The organism is Streptomyces sp. NPDC101151, from assembly GCF_044768335.1.
GTDB lineage: Bacteria > Actinomycetota > Actinomycetes > Streptomycetales > Streptomycetaceae > Streptomyces.
The window spans coordinates 1-23675 of record NZ_JBIWPP010000065.1 but is presented as its reverse complement, the minus strand read 5'-3'; the positions used below and the strand labels follow the sequence as shown (position 1 = coordinate 23675).

General features: G+C 69.5%; 20 protein-coding genes. 8 read left to right on the top strand and 12 right to left on the bottom strand.

Annotated features, from left to right (window positions below; genetic code table 11):
* The 3 genes from ACIRU3_RS45350 to ACIRU3_RS45340 form a co-directional block, all read right to left on the bottom strand.
* On the bottom strand, positions 1-401 hold a 401-nt coding region (locus tag ACIRU3_RS45350), incomplete at its 3' end, for a hypothetical protein (protein WP_404069967.1).
* Between the two features lie 682 nt (positions 402-1083).
* Positions 1084-1638: a hypothetical protein gene (locus ACIRU3_RS45345; protein ID WP_404069965.1), complete on the bottom strand. Its 555-nt coding sequence runs from the start codon at positions 1636-1638 to the stop codon at positions 1084-1086.
* A gap of 692 nt (positions 1639-2330) precedes the next feature.
* Entirely contained in the window at positions 2331-2666 is a 336-nt protein-coding gene (locus ACIRU3_RS45340; protein ID WP_404069963.1) for an Lsr2 family protein, read from the bottom strand.
* A 1054-nt stretch (positions 2667-3720) separates the two neighbouring features.
* On the opposite strand from ACIRU3_RS45340, the gene ACIRU3_RS45335 reads away from it, so the two are divergent.
* Positions 3721-6552, top strand: a complete 2832-nt coding sequence (locus tag ACIRU3_RS45335) for an AAA family ATPase (protein ID WP_404069961.1) — start codon at positions 3721-3723, stop codon at positions 6550-6552.
* Positions 6553-7468: 916 nt separating this feature from the next.
* Complete coding sequence (locus tag ACIRU3_RS45330) at positions 7469-8230, top strand: hypothetical protein (RefSeq protein WP_404069959.1); 762 nt, start codon at positions 7469-7471, stop codon at positions 8228-8230.
* A gap of 187 nt (positions 8231-8417) precedes the next feature.
* Here ACIRU3_RS45330 and xylA read toward each other — a convergent pair whose 3' ends face one another.
* Positions 8418-9587, bottom strand: coding sequence for a xylose isomerase (gene xylA, locus ACIRU3_RS45325; RefSeq protein ID WP_404069957.1), 1170 nt, complete (start codon positions 9585-9587; stop codon positions 8418-8420).
* Between the two features lie 821 nt (positions 9588-10408).
* Here xylA and ACIRU3_RS45320 point away from each other — a divergent pair.
* The 4 genes from ACIRU3_RS45320 to ACIRU3_RS45305 all read left to right on the top strand — a co-directional run bounded on the left by ACIRU3_RS45320 (position 10409) and on the right by ACIRU3_RS45305 (position 13982).
* Positions 10409-11197: an AAA family ATPase gene (locus tag ACIRU3_RS45320; RefSeq protein ID WP_404069955.1), complete on the top strand. Its 789-nt coding sequence runs from the start codon at positions 10409-10411 to the stop codon at positions 11195-11197.
* Between the two features lie 253 nt (positions 11198-11450).
* The gene (locus ACIRU3_RS45315; RefSeq protein ID WP_404069953.1) at positions 11451-11996 is read left to right on the top strand and encodes an AAA family ATPase; all 546 of its coding nucleotides are present in this window, start codon (positions 11451-11453) and stop codon (positions 11994-11996) included.
* 915 nt (positions 11997-12911) lie between these two features.
* Positions 12912-13427, top strand: a complete 516-nt coding sequence (locus ACIRU3_RS45310) for a transglycosylase SLT domain-containing protein (RefSeq protein ID WP_404069951.1) — start codon at positions 12912-12914, stop codon at positions 13425-13427.
* Between the two features lie 354 nt (positions 13428-13781).
* Complete coding sequence (locus tag ACIRU3_RS45305; RefSeq protein ID WP_404069949.1) at positions 13782-13982, top strand: DUF6417 family protein; 201 nt, start codon at positions 13782-13784, stop codon at positions 13980-13982.
* Between the two features lie 111 nt (positions 13983-14093).
* Here the strand turns inward: ACIRU3_RS45305 and ACIRU3_RS45300 are convergent, their stop codons facing one another.
* Together ACIRU3_RS45300 and ACIRU3_RS45295 are read right to left on the bottom strand one after the other, a co-directional pair.
* Positions 14094-14807: a helix-turn-helix transcriptional regulator gene (locus ACIRU3_RS45300; protein ID WP_404069947.1), complete on the bottom strand. Its 714-nt coding sequence runs from the start codon at positions 14805-14807 to the stop codon at positions 14094-14096.
* Between the two features lie 16 nt (positions 14808-14823).
* Complete coding sequence (locus ACIRU3_RS45295; RefSeq protein ID WP_404069945.1) at positions 14824-15756, bottom strand: alpha/beta hydrolase; 933 nt, start codon at positions 15754-15756, stop codon at positions 14824-14826.
* 294 nt (positions 15757-16050) lie between these two features.
* Between ACIRU3_RS45295 and ACIRU3_RS45290 the strand changes: the two genes are divergently transcribed.
* Positions 16051-16398, top strand: coding sequence for an ASCH domain-containing protein (locus ACIRU3_RS45290; RefSeq protein ID WP_404069943.1), 348 nt, complete (start codon positions 16051-16053; stop codon positions 16396-16398).
* Positions 16399-16440: 42 nt separating this feature from the next.
* On the opposite strand, the gene ACIRU3_RS45285 is transcribed toward ACIRU3_RS45290, so the two are convergent.
* The 6 genes from ACIRU3_RS45285 to ACIRU3_RS45260 form a co-directional block, all read right to left on the bottom strand.
* Positions 16441-17292 carry a transposase gene (locus ACIRU3_RS45285; protein ID WP_404069941.1) on the bottom strand — a complete coding sequence of 284 codons (852 nt, stop codon included), beginning with the start codon at positions 17290-17292 and terminating at the stop codon, positions 16441-16443.
* A gap of 385 nt (positions 17293-17677) precedes the next feature.
* A complete protein-coding gene (locus ACIRU3_RS45280) occupies positions 17678-18847 on the bottom strand; it encodes a hypothetical protein (RefSeq protein ID WP_404069939.1) in 1170 nt (389 codons plus the stop codon).
* Complete coding sequence (locus ACIRU3_RS45275; protein WP_404069937.1) at positions 18844-19989, bottom strand: hypothetical protein; 1146 nt, start codon at positions 19987-19989, stop codon at positions 18844-18846. Before ACIRU3_RS45275 ends, ACIRU3_RS45280 begins: the two co-directional genes overlap by 4 nt.
* 385 nt (positions 19990-20374) lie before the next feature.
* Positions 20375-21427 carry an LLM class flavin-dependent oxidoreductase gene (locus ACIRU3_RS45270; protein WP_404069935.1) on the bottom strand — a complete coding sequence of 351 codons (1053 nt, stop codon included), beginning with the start codon at positions 21425-21427 and terminating at the stop codon, positions 20375-20377.
* Between the two features lie 247 nt (positions 21428-21674).
* Complete coding sequence (locus tag ACIRU3_RS45265; RefSeq protein WP_404069933.1) at positions 21675-22466, bottom strand: ABC transporter permease; 792 nt, start codon at positions 22464-22466, stop codon at positions 21675-21677.
* Positions 22463-23425, bottom strand: coding sequence for an ATP-binding cassette domain-containing protein (locus ACIRU3_RS45260; RefSeq protein ID WP_404069932.1), 963 nt, complete (start codon positions 23423-23425; stop codon positions 22463-22465). The genes ACIRU3_RS45265 and ACIRU3_RS45260 overlap by 4 nt, the downstream gene beginning before the upstream one ends.
* 142 nt (positions 23426-23567) lie before the next feature.
* On the opposite strand from ACIRU3_RS45260, the gene ACIRU3_RS45255 reads away from it, so the two are divergent.
* The coding region (locus ACIRU3_RS45255) for a helix-turn-helix domain-containing protein (protein ID WP_404069973.1) at positions 23568-23675 on the top strand (108 nt) is incomplete at its 3' end.

Below are 23675 nucleotides of genomic sequence, written 5' to 3'. Positions count from 1 at the left end.
GTGTTGCCGTTGCCACCGCCCTGCGTGCCGCCCTGGGTATTACCGCGGCCGTTACCCTGCGTGCCGCCCTGGGTGTTGCCGTTGCCACCGCCCTGGGTACCGCCCTGGGTATTACCGCGGCCGTTACCCTGCGTGCCGCCCTGGGTGTTGCCGTTGCCACCGCCCTGCGTGCCGCCCTGGGTATTACCGCGGCCGTTACCCTGCGTGCCGCCCTGGGTGTTGCCGCCCTTTGACATATTGCCCTGGTGCTGGTGGTGCTGGTTGCCGCTCGAATGGGAAGCCGCGTGGTGCTTCATCATGGGCGCGGCCTCGGCGCTGGCCACACCTATGGTTCCTGCGGCCAGTGCGGCAATGCAGGTAATTCCTGCGATGCGGGCCATGTGACGTCGAGTGTTCAGCATGAGGAATCCTTGTGGTTCTAGGGTGGAGGAGCTTTCGTAATTCATTTCAGCTCGTTCGGGCCGTGCTGGGTGTCCCCTGGCTGGAGGAGCGGCAGGTTGATGCGTCCGTCGGCCGAGGAGGGGACGGCTTGGCCGATGCCTGCCAGATCACCAGGCCAGGGCGGCAACGCAGTGAGTTCACCGCAACCCGTAGCAGCACCTCAGGCGTCCACATCGTGCTGCGCTCCGGCCGGCCGGCCACGCCCAGGAACGCCAGGCCGTGCTGCTCGCCCGCACCCAGCGCCACCGTTTCTGCGATCGCGCCCGCCGCCGCAGCGGCGCATACACCAGCACCCGCCCCACGCCGCCGCCCCGTACTCATCCGGCAGGCGACCCGAACCGGCCCGGCAACCCGTGCCCCCACAGCTCCCGCCGCGCCCGCGGCAGCCCGTCATCCCCCAGCACCCTGGCCCCCAGCCTCCTGGCCCGTCGGCCTCTGTGCCGGGCCGGCCAAGCAGCCGGTCCACCCCGTCGACGGCCTGCACCAGTAGCGGGCTCGGGGCCCCTGCCCCGGTCACGACACCGAGGCGCCGACGAGCACGGCACGCATACGAAACTCAACGAGGCCCCGGGACTGCGGTGTTGAGACGTTGACATCTCACTCAGCAGTCCAGGGGCCTCGTTCGCCGCGACAGCGGCCTCATCACCCGATCAGATCAGTGACCAACTTGAGCGTGCTCGTGGTGAGCCCCTTTGTCGCATCCTCGGGGGTCTGCGTCGTGGCGCCCTGGGTGTTGTTGGTGCCGCTCTGCGTGCCGCCCTGGTTGTTGCGGGTACCGCTCTGCGTGGCGCCCTGGGTGTTGTTGGTGCCGCTCTGGGCGCCGCCCTGGGTCTCGGTGTTGCGGGTGCCACCCTGCGTGCCGCCTTGGGTCTCGGTGTTGTTGGTGCCGCCCTGCGTGCCGCCCTGGGTGTTCCCGGTGCCCCCTTGCGTTGCGGCCTGGGTGTTCCCGGTGCCGCCCTGGGTGTTGCCGGTGCCGCCCTGGGTGCCGCCCTGACCGTTACCGATCTGAACGTTGTTGCTGTTACCGTCCCCCTTGTTGAAGATATTACCGTAATACCCGCTGTTGAAAATAACGGTAATTCCTACTGGGGATACGGGATCGGTGCGGAGTTCCGCGGAAGCCTGGCCCGCTGTTGCGCCTGTCAGTGCCACGGCAGCGGCAAAAGACAGGGTTGCGTAGATGCCAACCCTTTTCACAGCAGCCCTTTCTTGCTGTAGACAGAGATAGGAATTCCTGCAGACCAAACTGTCGCAACATCTCGGTCCATAACTGCAGCGACACGGGCGATGTCACCCGTACAGAGTGTTAGCAGGTTGCATTATGATTGTGGGACTCTTTGTGTGCGGGTCCTGCGGCGGCCGGATCCGGGGCGGCGGATCGTCGGGCTCGTCGACGTATTCGAGCCGTGTCGTGCACGGTCGCCGCCACGTGGCCAAACGATCCGAACTGCCGGGTGAGTGTGTTCTGCCCGACTGGGCGCACGTGCCGTAAACCGCTCCAACTGCTGCAGCGCGAGGTTTGCTTGAGGGCTGGGCCGGTCTGCTCGTGAGCGCCGCCCGCCCCGCTCCGGAACGGCGAGGCCGTCGCGATCACGGCCGTGTAGTAGGACTGCTCGGCGCGGCGGGCGAGGGCCCTAGCCAGGGACCGGGGGAGACGTGGCCCAGCGGCGGCACGCGTCGAAGGGGAAGACCGCGCCGCGGTGTTGATGACGGTGAGGCGGCTGCCGAAGGGTGTGGCCGGGCAAGAGCGGTGTACGTGGCGCCCGGTACCGGACGGGGCGCGCCCGGCGGCCTCTGGCACGGCCGCCACCAGCCACGGGCCGGCATCCACGATTGACCCGCACATGCGCCGGGAGAACCGGCAGTTGTGCGAGAAAAGAGCCGCAGGCTCAGTGCGCTGCTTGATATTCCTTCAGGATGTCCCCGGGCACACGTCCGCGATCATTGATCCTGAGGCCTTTGCTCCTTGCCCATTCCCGGACCTTCATGGTGTCCGTCTCATTGGATGCCGGGGCGGGTCTGCTCGGGCTGCGCCGTCTGCCGGCCTTCGTCTTGCGGCCGGCACGCAGAAATGGACTGAGTGCGTCCAGCAGCTTCTGGTGACTTTCGATGCCGAGGTCGATCTCGTAGGCGATGCCGTCCAAGCTGAACGTATGCAGAGCGACGTCCGCTCCCTGTTCGCCCGTGAGATCGTCGGTGTAGACGGTGACAATGCGCTGAGCCATTTCGGCCACCCTTTCTCGTGTCGCCGATTCTACATGCCCAGCACCTCGGGGAACATATCAATGTGGGAACATGAGGCAGCCGACCGAGATCGGGTTCGCCGGTGTCGGTTTTCTCGCACCAAGGGGGGCTGGCTGTGCGGGCGGGGGATCCGGCGAATGGTACAGAGGCCAACCGCGGGTATTTACGGAACGGCGGTCCGGCCTTGTTTTCCGGCCGGTTTGGAGGACAAGGACGGGGCCGGCTTCGACAGAAGGTTCGTTCCTGCTCCGGACTCTGAGGGCCTGTCCCGCGGTGTCGTCGACCGCTCATGACCGGGGCTGCGGAGGAGGCCGTTATATGTCCTTGTCGAACCGCTCGGAGTAAGCCTGCATATGTGCCTGCCTGCCCTGTACCGGCTCCGGCGCGGCGCCCCTGACCCACGACACCGAGGACGGGCACCTGTGCCGAGCACCGCATCCGCACGTGGCGCGGCCGAAAAGGCTCGACCCTGCGCTGTCACTCGTCACTCCGGGTTCCACTGTGTGCGCACACGTTCGGGCCGCGACCGGGGCCAGGGTCGGGAGCGTGTGGGTGGCACGGCCGGGTGATGTGCCGGTGCCGGACAGGTGCGGCGGCGGGCCTCAGGGGCGGGGCAGCGGCCTTCTGCGCGGCCTGGGGGAGGGGGTGACCGGTGCCGGCCGGGTGGTTGTCCGGCCGGGGTGCGTGGGATTCGTCCCCCGGGCGGGACAGGATCCTTGCCTCCGCCGGCCCGCCGGGTGGACGACGCGTGCCACGGGGGCGGCGCGGGAGGCCGGCGGCCGGACATGTCACCACGTCGAGGACCCCGAATGCATCACCGCACGCGGCGCGGTCGAAAAGGCCTGCTCATCGCCTCATCACCCATAAGACCCAGATAGTAGCTCTTATGCTGGTCTGTGACGGGCTGGAGGGTTCTGCCGGACGCGGCTGACGGAAACTGACCGGGGTTGTGGTACAGACCTGCGGCGGTGATTGCGACCTCATCGCCGTTCCTGTCCCGGGAATCACAACGGGCCGCGTTTCTCCCCATAGGCGTTGAGTGAGGGCACGGAGATGGTCAAAGGGGATTTTCCAGAAGACGGTGAAGAGGCCGCCGAATTCCGTTGGGGAGCGGAGTCCTTCGTCGGGCGCAGCGAGGAGATGCGGCTGCTGACGGAATGCGCGCGGGAAGCCCAAAGAGGCGAGCCGTGGCTCGTGGTGGTGGAGGGCGACCCGGGTGTAGGGAAAACCGCGTTGCTCAGGCGGGCTGCAGCAGAACTGGAGCGAGACTTTTCCCTGTGGTGGGCTTCGTGTGATCCTGCGGAGGAGGATCTCCGCTTCGGGGTGGTGCAGCAGTGGGCACGGCGTATGCACGCACAGGCTGCGGAAAGTCCCTTGCTGACGGGCGTGGCTCAAGGGGGAGTGGCGGGTGTATCCGCGGTCGAGGCGGGGGCGGAGCTCCTGCTTGTTCTGAGCGAGGAGGCGGAGCGGAGACCGATCCTGCTGGTCGTGGACGACCTGCAATGGGCGGATGAGGCATCCCTGCGGGTGCTGCGGATACTGGTACGCCGCTGGTGGCGTGAACGGCTTGTGCTGCTGCTTTCGTCCCGCAGCGGACAGGGCGCGGCACATGATGCCAGAGACGACATCGAGCGCCTGATCACTCAGGCCAAGCATGGACAGGTGCTGCAACTGGGTGGCCTGAGCGTGGACGATGTCGGAGCGCTGGCCCGGCAGGTCGCTGCAACCGAGCTCGAACCGGCCGCACTCAGGCGGCTTCACCAGCACACCGGCGGAAGCCCGCTGCATCTGCACTCGCTGCTTGCCGACGCGTCCGCCGAAGAGCTGACGGACACAAGCCTCAGGCTGCCCGTTCCCCGGTCCTTGGCCGACACTGTCGAACGTCAGCTGCAACGGCTGGAACCGGAGTCCCGAAGGCTGTTGGAAGCCCTGGCGGTACTGGGCACGAAGGTACCGCTGGCGCTGGCTGCGAAAGTCGCGAACGTGGCCAACCCGTCGGCGGCGCTCGGCTCGGTGCTTTCCACAGGGCTCGTTCAATGGTGGCCCGCCCAGCCCACCACCCCGGTCCGCATGGAACATGCGTTGAAGCGTCAGGCCGTCTATCAGGCGATGACGCCCCAACAGCGTCACGCCCTGCACACGGCGGCGGCGCCTCTGGTCGACGTCGCAGGCTCCTGGGCACACAAAGTCGCCGCCGCCTCCCGCACCGATCCGCAGCTGGCCGACGAACTCGAGCAGGAGGCCGGCCGGCAAGCCGCCGCCGGCCAGTCGGCCCGCGCTGCCAACCTCCTGATGTGGGCCGCCGGACTCTCCGACACCCGCACCTCCCGGGAGAGGCGGCTGCTGACTGCCACCACCCATCTGCTGGTGGCGAGCGACACCCTGCGGGGCGAAGCTCTCGACGACGCCGCCAGGGACTGCTCGCCTTCCCCGGCCCGCGACTGCGTGCTGGGCCGCCTCGCCTCCGCGCGCGGCGACTTCGCCACGGCCGAACGCCTGCTGACCCGCGCCCTGGCCACCAGCGACACGAACCTGGAACCTCACACGGTGGCCCTGTCGTCTACCTGGCTCGGCTCCATATACGTCTGGCGCGACGAGGGAGACAAGGCCCTCCCACTGCTGGACCAAGCGCTGAAGCTGGGTCTGCCTTCGCCCCACGGCACTGCTTGGGCACGCTACATGTACGTTCTTGCCTTCTCCTGGGTCCACGGAGGAGAAAGAGCCCTGCGGGAACTGATCGCACAGGTACCCCTGCTGCCGGAAAGCCCCGAGCAGACAGCACTGCAGGACACCGGACTGCTGCGGGCACGGGGCATCATGCGGCTGTGTGCGGCAGACTTCCGCAAGAGCAACAGAGACTTGACCGTGTTGACCAGACGGCAGCGCAACGGACAGCTCGCCGACGTCAGGGCCGCCGACTACGTCCTCCTCGCGGCCGGTCAGTGGTTCCTGGGCGACTGGGACGACGCCGTGATCAATGCCGAGCATGCGACCACTTTGGAAGTCACTGACGGCCCCTTGTCCGGGCGGGCCAAAGGCCACGCCATGGCCGCCGTCGTCACGGGCGGACAGGGAAAGTGGGATCTCGCCCGACAGCACCATCAAATCAGCCGGGACACGGTACGTGAAAGCGCACTGGCCACCGACGCCTGGTGGAGCAACTGGGCGCAGGCGTGGATCAGCCACGCCCAGGATGCCCCTGCCGCGACAGCCCGCGTTCTGCAACCCATGCTTGACCGCCGCGCCGGGGTCTGTCTGGCGGCGATGCCCATGTGGCTGCCTCTGCTCGCCGAGGCACAGATCAGACTGGGTGACTTCGACCGAGCCGAAGACACCCTGGAAGAACTGCGCACTCACGCCTCCAACCCCCACTACCAGCAGGTCATTTCCTGGCTGACCGGCCTGCGGGCCTACGCAGGCCATGACTACGACACCGCGCAAACCGCCTTCGAACAGGGCCTTGCTCTGCCGGCTGATCTCGGGGCCCCCCTTTACCAGGCCATGCTCCGCCACGACTACGCCCGGTTGCTGCTGGAAACCGGCCGTCCGAAGGAGGCGATCCCGCACCTGCGCACCGTCCACGGGTTCTACGCCGGCATCGGTGCCGTGCCTTACGCCGAGCGTGTCGCAGCCGACCTCGACACCTGCGGCATCACCCGGCTGCAACGAGCCAGCGCTGTCCACCTGACCGAACGCGAGCACACCATCGCGCGTCTGGCTGCTCAGGGCATGACCAACGGCGAGATCGCCAGAAAGCTCTACGTCAGCGCGAAAACGGTCGAGTATCACCTCGGCCGCGTGTACACCAAGCTCTCCCTCACCTCACGCCGACAACTTCCTGCCGTGTTCTACGGATCCAGCGGATGATCCGCGGCAGCGGCCCGTCCTGCCGTCGTCGATCCCGTACCCGCACGCCCGCTTTGCCGGCCGCACCGGACTGTCGGAGGCCGACCTCGAGCGGGATCGTGTGAAGTTCGCAGCCCGGCCGTGACGGCCCGGCCACCCGGCTTCCGCCTCCGCCTCCGCACGGAACCGTTTCCCTGCCGGAGCCGGGTGGCCGAATATCGCCCCCGGGCTCCTGTCGAGTGGGCCTTCAGGGCCCCGCCGCCGTGTCACCGGGCGAGCGCCTGCTCCACCTCGCCGGCGGCCCTCGACCACACGGGAAACACCCCTGCCGCGCCGAACGCCCCGGGTCCTTCGGCCAGGCAGACGCTCGCTGCACCGCCCCGTCGCGGCACTGCGCGGCCGGAACCTGCGACGCTGCCCGCGGGGCAGGCCGCCCCCCGCGGCACACCGTGGACCCGTGGCCGTCCGTCCCGGTGCAAAATCACGAAACACTAAGCGTTACCGGCCAGTTCGCCGAACGGAATCGAGTGTTCCGGCCGTTCCCGGGCGAACAGTTGTGCCCAGTCGGCCGATTCCCTAGGCTCACCGTCCAACACCTCGGCATCCCCACGATGCCCACGTGCCACCACACCCCCCACCACCCCCCCGCAGAGCTCAATGCCCGCCCCTGCCCACAGGGGCAGACCCACTGCCCATAGGTTCACCGCGGCCCTGGATCTCCCGTCAGCGACCATGACGGCCTGTCACAGTGGCGCCAACCCCCCTTCGTGTAGCGGCATTTCGGCCACAAGCCCCCCACCCGCTGCGCACGGCCGCGTACCCGGACCCGGGCGACGGTTCGTCCGCCCCCAGCCACACCGGGGCCGCCGTCGCCGAACCTACGGGGGTAGGGCAGCGCTACCTGCTCATGGGGGAATCGACCAGGAAGAGAACGTTCATGACACGACGCAAGGCCCGGCTGATCGCGCTCACGGCAGCCACTGTCTCCCTCGGCGCTGTGGGTGCCGGGACCGCCTTCGCCGAGACTCCGACCTTCTGCGAGAACAAGTACGTCTGCCTGGAGAACGGCACCGTCTTCGGCGGTCCGGAGGGGGATTACCCGCAGACTCCGAGCGACACCCAGATCACCGCACAGCAGATAGTCGAGGACTGCGCGGTCGACCGGCAGTCCGGCATGCCCGGGGTGGAGTGCGGCTTCTACCCCTACGGCGAGCCGACGACCACAGGATTCGGCACCTGGGAGCCGCTGACCTCCGACTACGCCAACTGCCAGGGCGGGAACGAACAGAACAACATCAACTGGAGCGACCACAACGAGTACACCACCTCCAACAGCGTGACGGTCGGTGCCAGTCTGGAGATCGGACTCGGCGAACTGGTCAAAACCTCGATCCAGACCAGCTACCAGTACACCTGGGGCTCCTCCACCGGCACGACGCAGACCTTCGGTGCCTTCGTGCCCAAGGGCTACAAGGCACATCTCCAGCACCGTTACCAGCGCCAGCAGGTCACCGGCGTGCTGTGGATCGACTACGAGCACACCGGCACGGGCCCCATGGAGGGACACGGCCACCACTACTGGGCCATCACCGACTTCACGGCGACCTCGCCGGTGAAGGACGCCTCCAACGGGACGGTCGAGGACCAGGTGTCCCTCTCCAAGCTCCAGCCGGTGCAGACGGGAGAATGCCCCGACTGACCCCGGGACGCGACAGCCCCGGCGTGGGCCGGCCGTCCGGAGCCGGCCCACCCACCCCGCCCGGGCCCCCGACCCGCACGGCGCCGAGGCTGTCGCTGCCGGCCAAGGAACAACGGCCCCCGCGGTGACGCCGCAACGACGCTGTGCACGGCGTCAGCGGGCGGCCGGGGAGCAGCCCATGGCGGCGTCAGTGAGCGGCCAGGAGATAGTCCATGGCCAGCTGGTCGAGGTGCTCGAAGGCCATGCCGCGCGCGCCGGCCGCTTCCGGGTCGAAGTCCTCGAACGCGCCGCGATCCGCGAGCAGTCCCGCAAGACCGTCCTGCGCGGTGGGCCGCGCCAGTTCGCCGAGCCGGGCCTGCTCCAGCGCCGCCCGCACCTCGGGAGCCGCCCGGAAGGCGGCCGAACGCTCCTTCAGGATGAGGTAGTTGCGCATGCAGCCGGCCGCCGACGCCCATACGCCCTCCATGTCCTCGGTACGGGGTGGCTTGAAGTCGAAGTGGCGCGGCCCCTCGTACCCGGCGGACTCCAGGAGGTCGACGAGCCAGAAGGCCTGCCTCAGGTCGCCGGCGCCGAACCGCAGGTCCTGGTCGTACTTGATGCCGGACTGCCCGTTGAGGTCGATGTGGAAGAGCTTGCCCGCCCACAGCGCCTGCGCGATGCCGTGCGGGAAGTTGAGCCCGGCCATCTGCTCGTGGCCCACCTCGGGGTTGACGCCGTACAGCTCGGGGCGCTCCAGGCGCTCGATGAAGGCGAGCGCGTGGCCGACGGTGGGCAGCAGGATGTCACCGCGCGGCTCGTTCGGCTTGGGCTCGATGGCGAACCGGAGGTCGTAACCCTGTTCCGTGACGTACTCGCCCAGGAGGTCGAACGCCTCCTTCATCCGGTCCAGGGCGGCACGGACATCCTTGGCGGCGCCGGACTCCGCGCCCTCGCGGCCGCCCCACGCCACATACACCTGGGCGCCGAGCTCGGCCGCCAGGTCGATATTGCGGATGGTCTTGCGCAGCGCGTAACGGCGCACGTCACGGTCGTTCGCCGTGAAGGCACCGTCCTTGAAGACCGGGTGGCTGAAGAGGTTCGTGGTGGCCATCGGGACCCGCATACCGGTCTCGTCCAGGGCCTGGCGGAAACGCTTGACGTGCTGCTCGCGCTGCTCCTCGCCGGCGCCGGCCGGGATGAGGTCGTCGTCGTGGAAGGTCACCCCATAGGCGCCGAGTCCGGCAAGCCGATGGACGCTCTCCACCGGATCCAGGGCGGGGCGGGTGGCGTCACCGAAGGGATCACGGCCCTGCCAGCCGACCGTCCACAGTCCGAACGTGAACCGGTCCTGCGGCGTGGGAGCAAACAGCTGAGACATGACATCGCCTTCCTTGCTCATCGGCATGACCGGAGTGACCGGGCACGGCCGACGGACGACAGAGGGTGCTTTCACGTTGAGGTGAGAACTGTTGCCCACCGGGTCTGCTCTCGGACTGGTTACCGCCGGGATGCAATGCCCGGGCGAGTGGTTGCCGGTAGGGCCGCGTACGCTCCTCGTACCACGGACCGTTCTCGTGTTCCTGGGCCAAGCTGCCTCTCCGGATCGGGCGCCTCGGCGACTGCTCATTACGCTACGGGCGCCCGAGGCCCCCCGCGTCCCCCGACCGGACCCCTGCGCACCTGACAGGCGGTCCCCCGGAGGACCTGGAGGACCTGGAGGACCGCCTCCGGATCCGCGGACGGATCCCTGCGCTCGCGCGGCCGGCGCGCCCCGGCCACCGAGGGACGCGGGATCACCCTGGAGCGGGACGGTACGGGGCGGGCTGATCAGCCGGCAGGACCGTTCATGTGTTCGATTGAAGCGGCAGGCTACGCCGGACCGAGCGAAACAGCCCATCCGGCTCCGCACGTGATCACCAGGACCTGCGAACGATGCGGCGCTGCCGGCAGGCGCAGGACCGGTGGGGGAGAGCCGCATGCCCGGATGCGAGAGCAGTACAACTTCCCTGACAGGAAGCCGAGTTGTACTCAGGCCGGGCTGCAGCTGTGCGGGCCGGCCACAAGCGCGCACCGCACGGCCGGCGGGGGCCTGTAGCGTGACCGCGAAAGCTGCTTCTGCCCCACGCCAGGACATCATTGGAGCTCCACGTTGCCCGGTTCGATGAAGTCCCGCCGCTGCGCACAAGCGGTGAGTGCCTGATGGCCGACACCTTCGGCAGGTTCATCCAGCAGGTCCGGCTGGCTCCCGGCGCGGACGAGGGCCGGTACCCGTTCAGCCTTCCCGCTGTCAGGCATCTCGCCCGCTCGGGCGCACTCACCCTGCCGCCGGGAGCCACGTTCCTCGTGGGCGAGAACGGCGCGGGCAAGTCGACGCTGATCGAGGCGGTCGCGGTGGCGGCAGGCTTCAACCCCGAGGGCGGCAGCCGCAACTTCCGGTTCGCCACCCGTGCCACCGAGTCCGCGCTGGGTGATCACCTGATCCTGTCCTGGGGGACCCGCAAGCCCCGCACGGACTTCTTCCTGCGCGCGGAGTCCTACTACAACGTGGCCAGCGAGATCGAACGACTCGACCGGGCCGGAGGCGGGCCACTGCTGCCGGCCTACGGCGGCGTGTCCCCGCACGAACGCTCCCACGGAGAATCGTTTCTCGATCTGGTCACCCACCGTTTCGGGCCCGCGGGACTGTACCTGCTGGACGAGCCGGAGGCCGCGCTCTCGGTCCAAAGCTGCCTCGCCCTGCTGAGCCGCATGCACGAACTGGTCGAGCAAGGCAGCCAGCTCCTGGTCGCCACACACTCGCCGATTCTCCTCGCCCTGCCGGGCGCGACGATCATGGAAATCACCGACGACGGCACACTGGAGCAGGTCGACTTCGACCAGGCCCTCCCCGTGCGCCTGACACGCGCATTCCTCGGAGCACCTGACCGGTTCCTGAGGACCCTTCTGGAGACCGGCGAGAGCGACGGCACTCAGGCCAGAGGGCACTGAGCACGGGCCCGGCGCACGCGTGAACGCGCGCTGCCGTCACGTCGGGCCACGGCGTGTGCCTGCTGCGGCGGCCTCTTCTTCGGACATGGCGGGACCGTACCAACGATCATCTGGGGCGAAGATCGCATCTGCGCCCTGCTCGGCGATCGTTCGGGCATGATCTGTCAGTGCGCCGTGGCCCCATCCATGGCGTCCCGGCGTGTGGTTGCGGGGACGGTTGTGCCCACAGAGGCATCAGCGACGGGAGATGCGTGTGATCGTCTGGGTGAACGGCGCCTTCGGCAGCGGGAAGAGCACGCTGGTGGAGGAACTGCGTCCGCGCTGGCCCGAGGCGCTGGTCTATGACCCGGAGATGGTCGGCTATGTGCTGCGCGAGATCGTGGAGGTGCCGACCGGCGACTTCCAGGATCTGCGGCTGTGGCGCCGGCAGGTCGCGGACCTGGCCGTGGGCCTGGTCGCGGAGTACCAGCGCCCCGTCCTGGTCCCCATGACGCTGGTCGACCCCGGGTATGTCGGCGAGATCTTCGGCGCGCTGAAGGACGCGGGCATCGAAGTCCACCACTTCTTCCTGAAGGTCTCGCCGGAGGTCTTGGCCAAGCGGATCGACGGACGCAGCTTCTTCCCCGATGATCCCGGCAGGGATGAACAAAACCGGCGGTGGTGCAAGTCCAGGATCGCGGCGTGCACGGCCGCGGCGGACACGCTGCCCAGCGACACCGTGTTCCTGGACGGCGAGCTGACCCCGCGGGAGCTGGCCGATGACGTGCTGGCCCGCGTCGGCGCGTACCCAGGCCGGTGAGTCCAGGTTCCGGGTGTGTGCGGCCGGTCGCTGCACTGCCGGCCTCTGGTGCGGGCGAGGCGACAGGAGTGCCAGGCAGGGGCAGGCCGAGGCGGGCAGGCGCCGGCCGGTGACGTGCGGGCGCAGACCGTTGTCCCGGGTGGACGCCGGCCCGGAAACGAGGCCTCCCGTATGCCCTTCACCGAAGGCGCGTGCTGGAATCTGGCGGTGCCTTGGGCCGGCGTCACAGAGCCGGCGGCCCTGACGGTCTCCTGGCGGTGCCGGCGTCAACGCTGACGGGCGACCCGGTGGACGTGGCTACGGGCAACCGCGCCCTCCCCCTCACCCTCGCTCTTCTCCTTCTTCTGCTCCTTCGCGACCGGCAGCGAGCTCAGCGCCCTCCCCACGGGCGAGAGGGCTGGCGTGGGCGGCGGTACGTGCGCCGGACTTCCCGCGGACCTCGCACGCGCCGACATTGCGGACGGTGAAACCGCCATGGCGAAACGTGATGCAACCGCGTCCTCGACCCGGCCTTGTCGGGGTTCCGGAGGGGAGTTGGGCGACGGCCGGGCGAGGGCCGGACGAGGGTCGGGCGGGGGCCGGATGGGGGCCGCGGGCGTGACGCCACCCACAGGAGCCAGATCACGTCCTATCGCGGATCGTAGATGCTCACCCCGCCAGAAGCGGGCCCCAAAGGCCCTAAACGGATAATTTCGGACATTCCTCCGTAGTGGGGTAGTACGTCACATTCTTGCGTCCGGTTCCGCCCGCCGCTAACCATGTTTCTCGTTGCAGCAAGCCGCAGGACGGACCGGGCCCACACCGCCGGGCCCACCCGCTCTTGCTCCGCAGCACCGGGGCCTCGCCCCGACGCCCTACAGGCCGCGACCGATACCGGCCGGCGCCTCTAAGACGTCCCTACAGGAGAGACCCTTCATGACTGCCACCACCGCCACCCCCCGCTTTGCCCGCCTGCGCACTCTCACCTTGACCGGCATCGCCACCACCGGCGCCGCGGCTGTCGCCGTCACGCTGATGCCGGCTTCCGCGCAGGCCGCCGAAGCGCCGCAGGCCGCCCACAGCGTCGCTGCTCCCTCGCGCGACAGCCACGCCGACCCCAAGGGCACCACCGGTGGCACTCTCGACGGCTGGATCAAGCAGTCTCTGGCCATCATGAAGAAGAAGGGCATCCCCGGCAGCTACGAGGGCCTGCACCGCAACATCATGCGTGAGTCCGGCGGCAACCCCAACGCCCAGAACAACTGGGACGTTAACGCGCAGAAGGGCACCCCGTCCAAGGGCCTCCTGCAGGTGATCGACCCCACCTTCAACGCCTACCACGTCGCCGGCACCGCGCACAGCGCCACCGACCCGGTGGCGAACATCACCGCGGCCGCCAACTACGCCGCCGACCGCTACGGTTCCATCGACAACGTCAACTCCGCGTACTGACCCGCACCCCCTCACACACAGCGGCAGTACCGCCGGTGACGGCGCCGCTCGGGGGAAGGGCCCCGTGAACACCCCGAGCGGGGCGACGGGCCCACCGCCGCAGGACCCCGGGAATGTTCGCCGGGTGGGGATGGTTGTCGAGGTCGTGGTCGTGGAGGGGACAGTGTCCCCGGGCCTCACCTATTGCCTGCAGGGACGATCGTTCGGCTGAAGCCCTGCAGAGCCTTTCGCCGCGTAGGCGACCGCCCTTCACGACCGCGTCTTCGAGTGCAGCCCCGGCCGGCATCAGGCCCCGGGGCTGCATGTCGTTATTGCGGGGAATGAGGGCCCGACGGCCGGGTACGGTGCCTGGTCATGGACGACTACACACGCCTGGGCGAGATCGACTTCGCCCCCAGGGAGCAGACGGACGAGCGGCTTGCGCTGCTCAGTCTGGAAGAGGCTCACGACCTGCTGCGGCTTTCGCTGGTGGTCGCAGCCGAAGGCTCCGGCATGTCCGCCGAGGCGACCCGGCTGGCCAAGGAGATCGCCGCGCGGGTACCGGCACAGAACTGACGGGACAGCTCACTGCCCGACACCGGCCCGGCCGGCCTCACCCCCCGGACAGCCCCGGCTGTCCCCGCAGCCGTGACCGGAAGAGTCCGCCGGATGGGTGCCCTCGGATTCTCATGGTCTGAGTGGGGCCAGTGCTTCGGGTGGTACCGCGCCGGCGGCGGCCGAGCCAAGGAGCAGTCCGGTCACGTCATGGGGGCGTGCCTGTTCACCGGTTGGAGCCGCTGCTGCGATCCGGTCCAGCCTGAAGCCCCGGCCGGCCCGGCGGGTGCGGCACCAGGCGATGAGATACCAGCGGCCGTCGGCGGTGAGCAGTCCGGCCGGTTCCACGACCCGGTCGCTCTCGTGTCCGGCCGCGTCGGTGTAGGACAGCCGCAGCACCATGGTGTCGGCGAGGGCCTGTTCCACCGCGCTACGGATCGCGGAGTCGCCGTGCGCGGGCAGGGCGACGATCCGCGCGGCCAGTTCCTGGGCCGCCGCTGAGGCGGGGCCGGCCATCGAGGCCACGATCTTCTGGGCCGCCGTGCGGGTCGCGCCGGCGTAGGGGGTGCAGGCGCCGGCCGCGGCGAGCGCGGCGGTCAGTGCCGAGGCTTCATCGGCCGTGAAGTGGATCGGGGGCAGGGTCATCTTCGGGTCGATCGACCAACCGCCGCCCCGCCCGGGTATCGAGCGCACCGGGACACCGGTCTGCATCAGCGTCTGAAGGTCGCGCTGCACCGTGCGCGTGTGGACCTCGAACCGCGCGGCGAGCGCCGCGACCGTCAGCGGCCGCGGCGCCACCGCGCGCAACTCTTCCACCAGCGCGTACAGCCGGGCAGTTCGGTTCATGCCGCCGACGCTACCGTCAGGCTGAGGCCAGGAAGTCGCGCTCGCGCCGTAGTTCCCGCTCGGTGACGGTCAGGGGGAACAGCGTGAAACCGTGCATCGCGCCGGCGACGACGCCGAGCTGCACAGGCGCACCCGCCGCCTGCCACCGTGCGGCCATGAACAGCGAGTCGTCCAGCAGCGGATCCTCGCTGCCGACCACGATCCGGGCGGACGGCAGCCCGGCCAGGTCCGCAAACAAGGGCGAGACCTCCGGGCTACGGCGCTGCTCTTGCCCCATCCCCGGCGTGAACAGCTCGTAGCCGCCCCGAAGCGTGTCGGTGTTGCTCAGCAACTGCCGGGAACCGAACCTGCGCTGGCTGGGTGTCATCGACAGGTCGTAGGGGCCGAAGAGCAGATGGGCCGCCCGGAACGCGCCCGTGATGCTGTGCCGGTCGCGCAGGCGCAGCAGCGTGACGACGCTGAGGTGGGCACCGGCCGACTCACCGCCGATCAGCAGCCGTTCGGTACCGAACTCGGCCACGGCGCCTTTCACCAGCCATCGGGCGGCCGCTTCGCAGTCGTCGGGCCCGGCGGGGAACGGGTGCTCCGGCGCGAGGCGGTAGTCCACACTCACCACGGCCAGCCGTGCCTGCTCGGCGAGCCGCCACAGCCGCTCGTCCTGCCCGCCCGCGGACCCGAACGCCCAGCCGCCTCCGTGGATGTGCAGATACACGCCGTCGACGCGGCCCGGCACGAACACCCGTACCCTCACTCCGCCCTCAACGACACGGTCCTGGCCGTGCGGCAGTCTTACCGGCGGCCTGTCGCCGCCGAGCCGGTTGCGCCGCAGGAGCGCCAGCGTGGCTGCGCTCGGCGCCCGCCCGCGAGCCGGACGGCTCGCGGCGCCAGCCTCGAACTGTTCGTTGAACGCCAGGGTCTCGGCGCGGCAGTCCTCATCGGTGATCGTCATGCCGTCGACAGTCGCAGCAGCCCGCGACAACACCCTGTCACCCTTTCTGTGTGAACTGCGTCATGCGCCTGCCGCGTGTATTCCGCCGGCCACCGCACAGGGACGGAACTGCGATGACTGCGCACACCTGGGCCGGACGGGCCGGAGCCGGTGGCGGAACCGGCCCGGGGAGGTGCGGCGCCGGGTACGGGCCCGTCTCGTGCTGTGACCGGAAACGTTCACCGGCCCGGGGCCCGGGGCATCCACCGGATCGTGTGACACGGAGGGTTTGCTCGTTCCGTTAGGGTGCGCCGAATGGACGACCGCACTTCATGGCAGCACTCAACGGCGACTCAGACCCTGTACTTCCATCCTGACTATCTCGATGCAGTACGCGCCGAACAGAAGACGACCACGGTACGTTTCCGTGACCCGGTGGAGACGGGCCCGGTGAGCCTGGTGTTCGAGTTGGACGACGAGGTGGCACTACCGGGTGTCGTCACGCAGGTCACTGCTAAGACGATTGCCCAGCTGAGCGAGTCGGACGCCCGAGCGGACGGCTTCCGTGATCTCGCCGGGCTTCACGACAGACTGCGGTTTCACTACCCCCAGATCGAGCCGACCGACACCATCGCCATCGTGCACTTCCGGTTGGCGGAATGAGTGAGTGACCTCAGGCATCGACTGGAGTGCCTCCCCGCGTGATCACGCCGCTTCGGGACGTGGGCGGCCCCAGCGCTGCTGACGTTCACTGCGGATGCGGGCACGTTCACGGCGCCGGGCGGCCAGGACGTCGGGGTGGCGGGCATTGTTGTTGCGCCAGCTCAGGTAGGCGTGCAGGACCCGGGTCTGGACGGTGTGGTTGGGATGGTTCGAGTTGGCCAGGGTGAACTGCCGCAACGGCCCGAAGCGGGCCTCGATGGGGTTGGCCCAGGACGCGTAGGTGGGTGTGAAGCACAGCTCCACCTTGTTCTTCACGGCCCACCTGCGGATTCTCCAGTTCGGGTGGGCGGAGAGGTTGTCGAGGATCACGTAGATCGGGGCACCGTCCGGACGGCCAGCTCGGATCGACCGCAGGGCGGCCCAGGTCTGGTCGATGCCCTTGTGGCGCCGGTTGACACCCCACAGCTTGTCGTCGCCGACCGAGTAGCAGCCGTGGAAGCAGGTGATTCCGTGGGTGCGGCGGTAGGTGGCCGGCAGCCGGTCGGGCCGGCCCTGTTTCTGCCAGCAGGAGCCGGCGGTGGGGCGGATACCGCGCGGCCCGAACTCGTCGAAGGCGAACGTGCGGTCCGGACGCTCGCTGACCGCGAGTTTGCGGATTGACCAGTGGGTGGGCTTGCCCAACGCGGTCGGGCGGGTGGTGGCCGTCTGGACGACGAAGTCCTCGTCGTCACTGCTCAGCAGGCGGGGACGGCCTCCCGCCCACCGAGGGTTGAGGCATGCGAGACCGATCTCGTTGAAGCGGTGAATCACATCGCGGACGGTGTCCTCGTCCGCCTGGACCAACCGTGCGATCACCGGGACCGAGTTCCCGCACCCGCTCTCGGCGTACGGCACCGCCCCGCACGCGCTCGCCGTGGCGGGCCGTCATCCCGGGTGCAGACTGACCGTCAGGCATGTTTGTCCTGCGGCCCAAGGGACCGGTGCCCGACACATATCAGCGGACTGTTCAGGCACCTACGGCATGTTCGTGACCAGGTACCCGACCCCCAACCTCGGTTCGCCGAACCGAGGTTGGGCGACCTTGCTTCGGCCGAAACAAGGTCGCGCATCGGGCGGGGGTGCGACTTCCAACCTTTCATTGCGTGTTGCTCGGCGGAATTCGGCGTCATCAGTGTGGCCTGCGGTACGGCTTGCACGGTGAAGCGCCGTCGCCCCGCCACCGCGTCGCCCTTGCCGACAGGATCTGCGGCAACTGACGGCACGGCGGCCGGGGGGGGAGTCAGCGGCTCCCGCCCGGCTGTGGCAGTTTCAGCTTCAGCGGTCCGCAGCCGAGGCGGGCGGCCTCGGCCTCGACGTAGCGGGGGAATAGGGTGCGCAGGTCCGCGCTCATCCCGCCGTCGTTGGCCTGTACGAGGAACACCGTCTCACCGGCCTGGCAACGGGCCCGGAAGACACCGAGGTTGGGGCCGATGCCGCCGTAGCCGACGGCGGAGCGCACCCGGTCGCCCTCGTCCAGCGTCATCCTCGTGAAGATCTCGGCCAGCCGCGGGTCCTCGACGGTCATCAGGCGCTGCTTCGGCTGCGAGCCGGTGATGTTGCGGTCGCAGGTGCGCACCGGGCCGTGCCCGTCGGTGATCATGGGGTAATGGTCAGGCTTGCGCTTCTTGCCCAGGGTCAGTCCCTTGATGCCGCACAGCGCGTCCGGCTTCTCCGTGCGGGTGTAGCGGGCGGCCTTCGGTAGGTGTTCGACCGGATCGGCGATCGTGCCGCTGCAGCCCAGGTCCGCGCTGACCTTGTTGACGAGCTTCACGACCGTGCGGGCCATCCAGTCCCGTTCCTTGGTAGGCGGCTCCATGTCGCTGATCCAGCTGCCCTGGGCGATGTCCACGACGGTCGGCCCGTCGAAGTCGCCGGGGCGGCCCAGGCAGCCGTCCGGGACGGCGAGCCAGGCGCGGTTGTCCGAGGCCATGCCCAGCAGGCCGCCGCCGAGCGGGGTGAGGCGGGCGGAAAGGAACTCATCAGCCCACGTGCCGTCGTCGCCGGCCCGGTCGTCCAGCCGGTGCACCCGGGCGGTGAGCGCCCATCCGTCGCCGTCACTGTTCGTCAGCTGGCAACTGCCGGTGGGGCCGTCCATGGAGCGCCCACCGTGCAGCACGGGCGCCTCGACCGCCTTGACGTTCTCCGGCTCACGGAATGTCGCGGTGAGGTCGTCGCGGGACAGCGCGCCCCAGCACACCTCGTCCGGCGCGAACGGCCCGGCCTGCGCCTGCCACGCCATGCCGCCGACGCCGAGCAGCATCCCGGCGAGACCTGCGGCCAGCAGTGGCCGGACCCGGCCGCGCAGCAGTCTGCGCCAGTGCCACCGGCGCCGGCGCCGCTCGCTGAGCAGCTCCCGCTCTGCGGGCAGGGGCTGCTCGTATCGGTTCGGCTGGTCCTCGGTGCTGCTCACCGGGCGGCTCCTTTGGGGGCGATGGGGGCGCAGCCCAGGCGGGCGGCGGCCGCGTCGGCGAAGGCGGCGAGGTGGCCGGGGTCGGTGGAGGCGCCCATCAGGAAGGTGGCGGGCCGGCCGGCACAGTCGGCTCGTACGATCGCGTGGTTCTCGCCGACGGTGCCCGTGCCGCGCCAGCCGCGGGCCGCGGGGCGTTCGCCCGCGATGCCGTCGAACACCGCGGCCAGCCGGGGCTGCGCGACCATCGCCAGCTCCAGGTACGGCACGCCGTCGCGATCGCCACGGACGCTGCACGTCTGCAGGTCGCGGGTGACCGCGCCGGTCTGGACCTCGATGTCCTCCATGTCGAGGTGCAGGCCGCGGATGCCGCAGACGTCGTCAGAGGTACTGAAGATGCGCTCCTGCTTGCCCGGCAGGTCGTAGACCGGCGAGCTGACCCTCAGCGGCTCGTGCGGCGCGCAACCGGCCGCCGCCATCCCACGGTTGGCCGCCGCGACGAGCAGCACCGCCGCCTGACGGGCGCCGCCCAGGTCGGCCGGATCGTTCTGGGTGTACGAGGGGCCGCTGGTGTACGTGCCGGACGCGTGCATGGTGACGACGGTCGGCCGGCCGTCTTGCGTATCGCAGGACTTCGGGAGCACCAGCAGGCCACCGCGCCCGTTCACCGTGCCCGGCAGACCGTCCGGGAGCGGGACCATGTCGCCGCCCAGGAAACCGTCCTGGACCATTGCGAGCCGGGCCTCGGCGGCCTTGGGGACCGGGCCGTACTCGACGGACACCTGCTGGGCGGTGGAGACCTTGTCGCCGTCGTAACTGCTCTTGTAGTCGCTGGCGATGGCGACCTCGCACCTGCCGGTCGGGCGCTCGCGGGTGGGCGCCGTCTCCTTGCCGGTGCGTGACCCGTCGTCATCGTCGCCGAAGGCCTCGTCGCCGAGGAAGCCCGGGCCGCTGTCCTCCTGCCAAGCGCCCCAGCAGTAGCGATCCTTCGGCCACGGCCAGGTGTCCGCCGCCCACGTGCCGAGCCCGGTGCCCGCAAGCGCGAGCACCAGCGCGGATATCAGCGACAACCGGCCGCGCCTGCTGTGCGGCAGCGCCCGGCGCAGCCGACCGGGCACCGCAGGCGCCTCGTCTGTCTCACTCACCCCGTGATCCCCCTCCGGCGCAGGCAGATGCCGCGAACCGGCCCCCCGTGCGCCCCTGCCGTAACCACACACTCACCCGCGGGCACACCGAACAGCGCATGCCCTGCACGCCGGAGTGAACGCCCGCCAGATCTTGACCAGCAGTGTAGTCATCTGTTGACAGCAGCAAAGGGAGTGCCCGCTTCACACACCGAACCTTCGCCAAAGCCAGTCAGGACGAACCACCCAGCCGATTCGCGAGACGCAAACAGCAACCAGTCAACTCCCCAAACACGGCATCGACGTCGCAACAGCAGGGGCCCGCGGCTCCCACGTTCAGGAATCACGGGCCCTCTTGCAGGCAGGGACCTGCCCTGTAGCGGCGTGGGGCCGACGCGCGGAGCGTTCAGGTGAGGAGTTCGGCGAGTTGGGCCATCTCGGCGGGCGGGTCGGTCACCGGTTGGATGAGGAGTTCGTCGACACCTGCCTGTTCCAGGGCGGTGATGCGGGTGAGGACACCGTCGCGGGTGCCGACGAGGGCCAGGGTGTTCATCAGCGAGGGCAGGACCAGGTCCCGGTCCTGCGGTGCGATGCGTCCGAGGTAGTTGGGGTAGAGCTTGGTGTACCGGTCCGGCGCGGTGGCGGTGGTGCCACGCCGGTCCAGGAGCGCTCGCACCGCCGCGCGTTCGTCGGGGCCGAGTCGCTCCGCGACCGCGGGTGTGTCGGCAGCGAAGTCCAGCAGCGACAGGACGAGGTGACCTGTCGCGTCCCGGGCCGCGTCGCTGTGGGGGTCCTCGTTCTCGTGCAGCAGGTGGACCGAGGTGACCACGTAGGAGTTCTCAGGGGAGTCGGGGTCGCTAGACGTGCCGTGGACGGCTCGGCGGCGGGCGTCGTGCAGTCGGTGCCAGGCGACGGGGTCGAGCAGGCCGAAGGAGATGAGGCCCGCCCCGCGGCGGCCGGCGACGGCGGCGGCCTTGGGCCCGAGCGCGGCCACGACGAACTCGATCGGGTCGGTGGTGTTGACGTGCGCCCCGGTGTGCAGGAACCGGATGTCGCGGACCCGGTCACCTTCGCGGTACGCGGTCGGGCGCCCGGCACACAGATCCTGCAGGGCTGCGATGAAACGCTCCAGCGCGGCCGCCGTGGTCGGCGGCATGCCGAGAGTACGCCGGGCGGTGTTTCCGGTGCCGGCCCCGCAGATGATCCGGCCCGGTGCCAGGGCGTTGAGGCTGGCGAACCCGCTCGCTGCGGCCGGGGCCGAGCGCAGCGCCGGCGAGGTCACGCCGATACCGAGCTTGATGCGCCGGGTGGCCTTCGCGCACAGGCTCAAGGCGACGAAGGGGTCACCGTGGACCATCGGGGTGTCGTTGACCCAGAAGCTGTGCAAGCCCAATTCCTCGGCCCGCACGGCGAGATCCTCCACACCGGGGTGAGCGGCGACCACGACGCCTGCACGCATGAGATCTCCAGGCTAGGAGGACCGAGCCGAACGTGCTCATACTGGCAGTTCGCCAGGGCTGAAGCCCGTGGCCGGCCGTGACGCCGAGGGCGGACCCACCAGGAGGACTCGCGGCCGGCGATGTCCGCGGCGGGGCCCGGCGGATGGCGCCGAGAACGCCGGCGGGCGGCGTACGCCGACACGGTGTCGGGGTACGCCGCCCCGGGGCCGGAGCAGCTGCAGCAAGCAGCCCGCGCTCTCATGCCGGCTACGCCGGGTCGCTGTTGAACTTCGCCTTCGACCAGTAGTAGCCGAGCACGGTCAGGCCCAGGCACCAGGCGAGGGCGAGCCATCCGTTGTTGCCGATCTCGCTGCCGAGCAGCAGGCCGCGCAGGGTCTCGATGGCCGGGGTGAACGGCTGGTACTCGGCGACCGGCTGGAACCAGCCCGGCATCGTGTCGATGGGGATGAAGGCGCTGGACAGCAGGGGCAGCAGGATCATCGGCATCGCGTTGTTGCCGGCGGCCTCGGCGTTCGGGCTGATCAGGCCCATGCCGACCGCGATCCAGGTGAGCGCCGTGGCGAAGAGCACGAGCAGCCCGAGGGCCGCGAGCCACTCCAGGACCGTGGCGTCGGTGGACCTGAACCCGATGGCCACGGCGACGGCGCCCACGAGCACCACGCTGGCGATCGACTGCAGCACGCTGGCGATGACATGCCCGACGAGCACGGAACCGCGGTGGATCGCCAGCGTGCGGAAGCGGGCGATGATGCCCTCCGTCATGTCGTTGGAGACGGACACCGCGGTCCCGATCGTGGTGCTGCCGATGGTCATCAGCAACAGGCCCGGGACGATATAGGCGATGTACGCGGAGCGGTCCGCACCGCCGCCGCCGATGCCCGCGCTCATCACGTCACCGAAGATGTAGACGAACAACAGCAGCAGCATGATCGGGGTGAGCAGCAGGTTCAGCGTGAGGGACGGGTAGCGGCGCGCGTGCAGGAGGTTGCGGCGCAGCATCGTGGAGGAGTCGCGTACGGCCAGGGAGAAGGAGCTCATCGGACAGCCTCCTTGGGCTGGTCGGGGACGCCGGCGGGGCCGGTCAGGGCGAAGAACACGTCGTCGAGGTCGGGGGTGTGCACGGTCAGCTCGTCCGCCTCGATGCCGGCCGAGTCCAGCCGGTCGAGGACGGCGCGCAGATCGCGCTGGCTGCCGCCGCTGGGGAGCTGCAGTGCCAGCGCCTCGTCGTTGCGGGAGGCCTCGCCCAGTGCGGAGGCGGCCGACCGGTACGCGGCCGGGTCGGTGAAGCGGAGCCGGACGTGTCCGCCCGGGACGAGCCGCTTGAGCTCCTCGGCGGTGCCCTCCGCGGCGATCCTCCCGTCGTTGAGCACGGCGATACGGTCGGCGAGTTCGTCTGCCTCCTCCAGGTACTGGGTGGTGAGGAAGACGGTGACGCCGCCCGTGACCAGCTCGCGGATGATCTGCCACATGCTGTGCCGGGAGCGGGGGTCCAGGCCGGTGGTCGGCTCGTCGAGGAAGATGATCCGCGGGTTGCCGACCAGGGTCATGGCGATGTCGAGGCGGCGCTTCATGCCGCCGGAGTAGGTGGAGGCAGGCTTCCTCGCGGCCTCCACCAGGTCGAACCGCTCGAGGAGTTCGGCGGCGGCGCGGCGCCCCTCGCGCCTGGACAGGTGGTGCAGGTCCGCCATGAGGAGCATGTTCTCCTCGCCGGTGATCAGGCCGTCGACGGCGGAGAACTGCCCGGTGACACCGATCGCGGCCCGCACGGCCTGCGGGTCGGCGGCGAGATCGTGGCCGCCGACACGGATCTGGCCACTGGCGGGGCCGGGGGAGATGAGGGTGGACAGGATCTTCACGGCGGTGGTCTTGCCGGCGCCGTTCGGGCCGAGCAGGGAGAAGACCGTTCCTTCCGGGACGGACAGGTCGACGCCGTCGAGGACGGTCGTGTCGCCGTAGGACTTGCGCAGCCCGTTCGCCGTGATGGCCGGGTCGGTCATCCGATCTCCTTCGTAGATACCCCCGGCTTCAGCCGGGGGAGGAAACGAAGCTCCTGCGGAGCAGGGCAGAGGAAGCCGAATCGCCGCCAGGCGATTCGGCGTCTAGTGCAACCCCACAAGCTGGCCTGATAGTTTGTGAGTTGTGACCACTCGCGTGAAGCGGGCGTTCAAGTACCGCTTCTATCCGACTGGTGCGCAGGCAGCTGAGCTGTCGCGCACGTTGGGATGTGTGCGGAAGGTCTACAACTTG

Excerpts from the sequence above, each read along its gene's own strand:
- ACIRU3_RS45340 (WP_404069963.1), bottom strand. The coding sequence starts at position 2,666 with ATGGCTCAGCGCATTGTCACCGTCTACACCGACGATCTCACGGGCGAA.
- ACIRU3_RS45330 (WP_404069959.1), top strand. The coding sequence starts at position 7,469 with ATGACACGACGCAAGGCCCGGCTGATCGCGCTCACGGCAGCCACTGTC.
- xylA (WP_404069957.1), bottom strand. The coding sequence starts at position 9,587 with ATGTCTCAGCTGTTTGCTCCCACGCCGCAGGACCGGTTCACGTTCGGA.
- ACIRU3_RS45320 (WP_404069955.1), top strand. The coding sequence starts at position 10,409 with ATGGCCGACACCTTCGGCAGGTTCATCCAGCAGGTCCGGCTGGCTCCC.
- ACIRU3_RS45310 (WP_404069951.1), top strand. The coding sequence starts at position 12,912 with ATGACTGCCACCACCGCCACCCCCCGCTTTGCCCGCCTGCGCACTCTC.
- ACIRU3_RS45305 (WP_404069949.1), top strand. The coding sequence starts at position 13,782 with ATGGACGACTACACACGCCTGGGCGAGATCGACTTCGCCCCCAGGGAG.
- ACIRU3_RS45300 (WP_404069947.1), bottom strand. The coding sequence starts at position 14,807 with ATGAACCGAACTGCCCGGCTGTACGCGCTGGTGGAAGAGTTGCGCGCG.
- ACIRU3_RS45295 (WP_404069945.1), bottom strand. The coding sequence starts at position 15,756 with ATGACGATCACCGATGAGGACTGCCGCGCCGAGACCCTGGCGTTCAAC.
- ACIRU3_RS45290 (WP_404069943.1), top strand. The coding sequence starts at position 16,051 with ATGGACGACCGCACTTCATGGCAGCACTCAACGGCGACTCAGACCCTG.
- ACIRU3_RS45270 (WP_404069935.1), bottom strand. The coding sequence starts at position 21,427 with ATGCGTGCAGGCGTCGTGGTCGCCGCTCACCCCGGTGTGGAGGATCTC.
- ACIRU3_RS45265 (WP_404069933.1), bottom strand. The coding sequence starts at position 22,466 with ATGAGCTCCTTCTCCCTGGCCGTACGCGACTCCTCCACGATGCTGCGC.
- ACIRU3_RS45260 (WP_404069932.1), bottom strand. The coding sequence starts at position 23,425 with ATGACCGACCCGGCCATCACGGCGAACGGGCTGCGCAAGTCCTACGGC.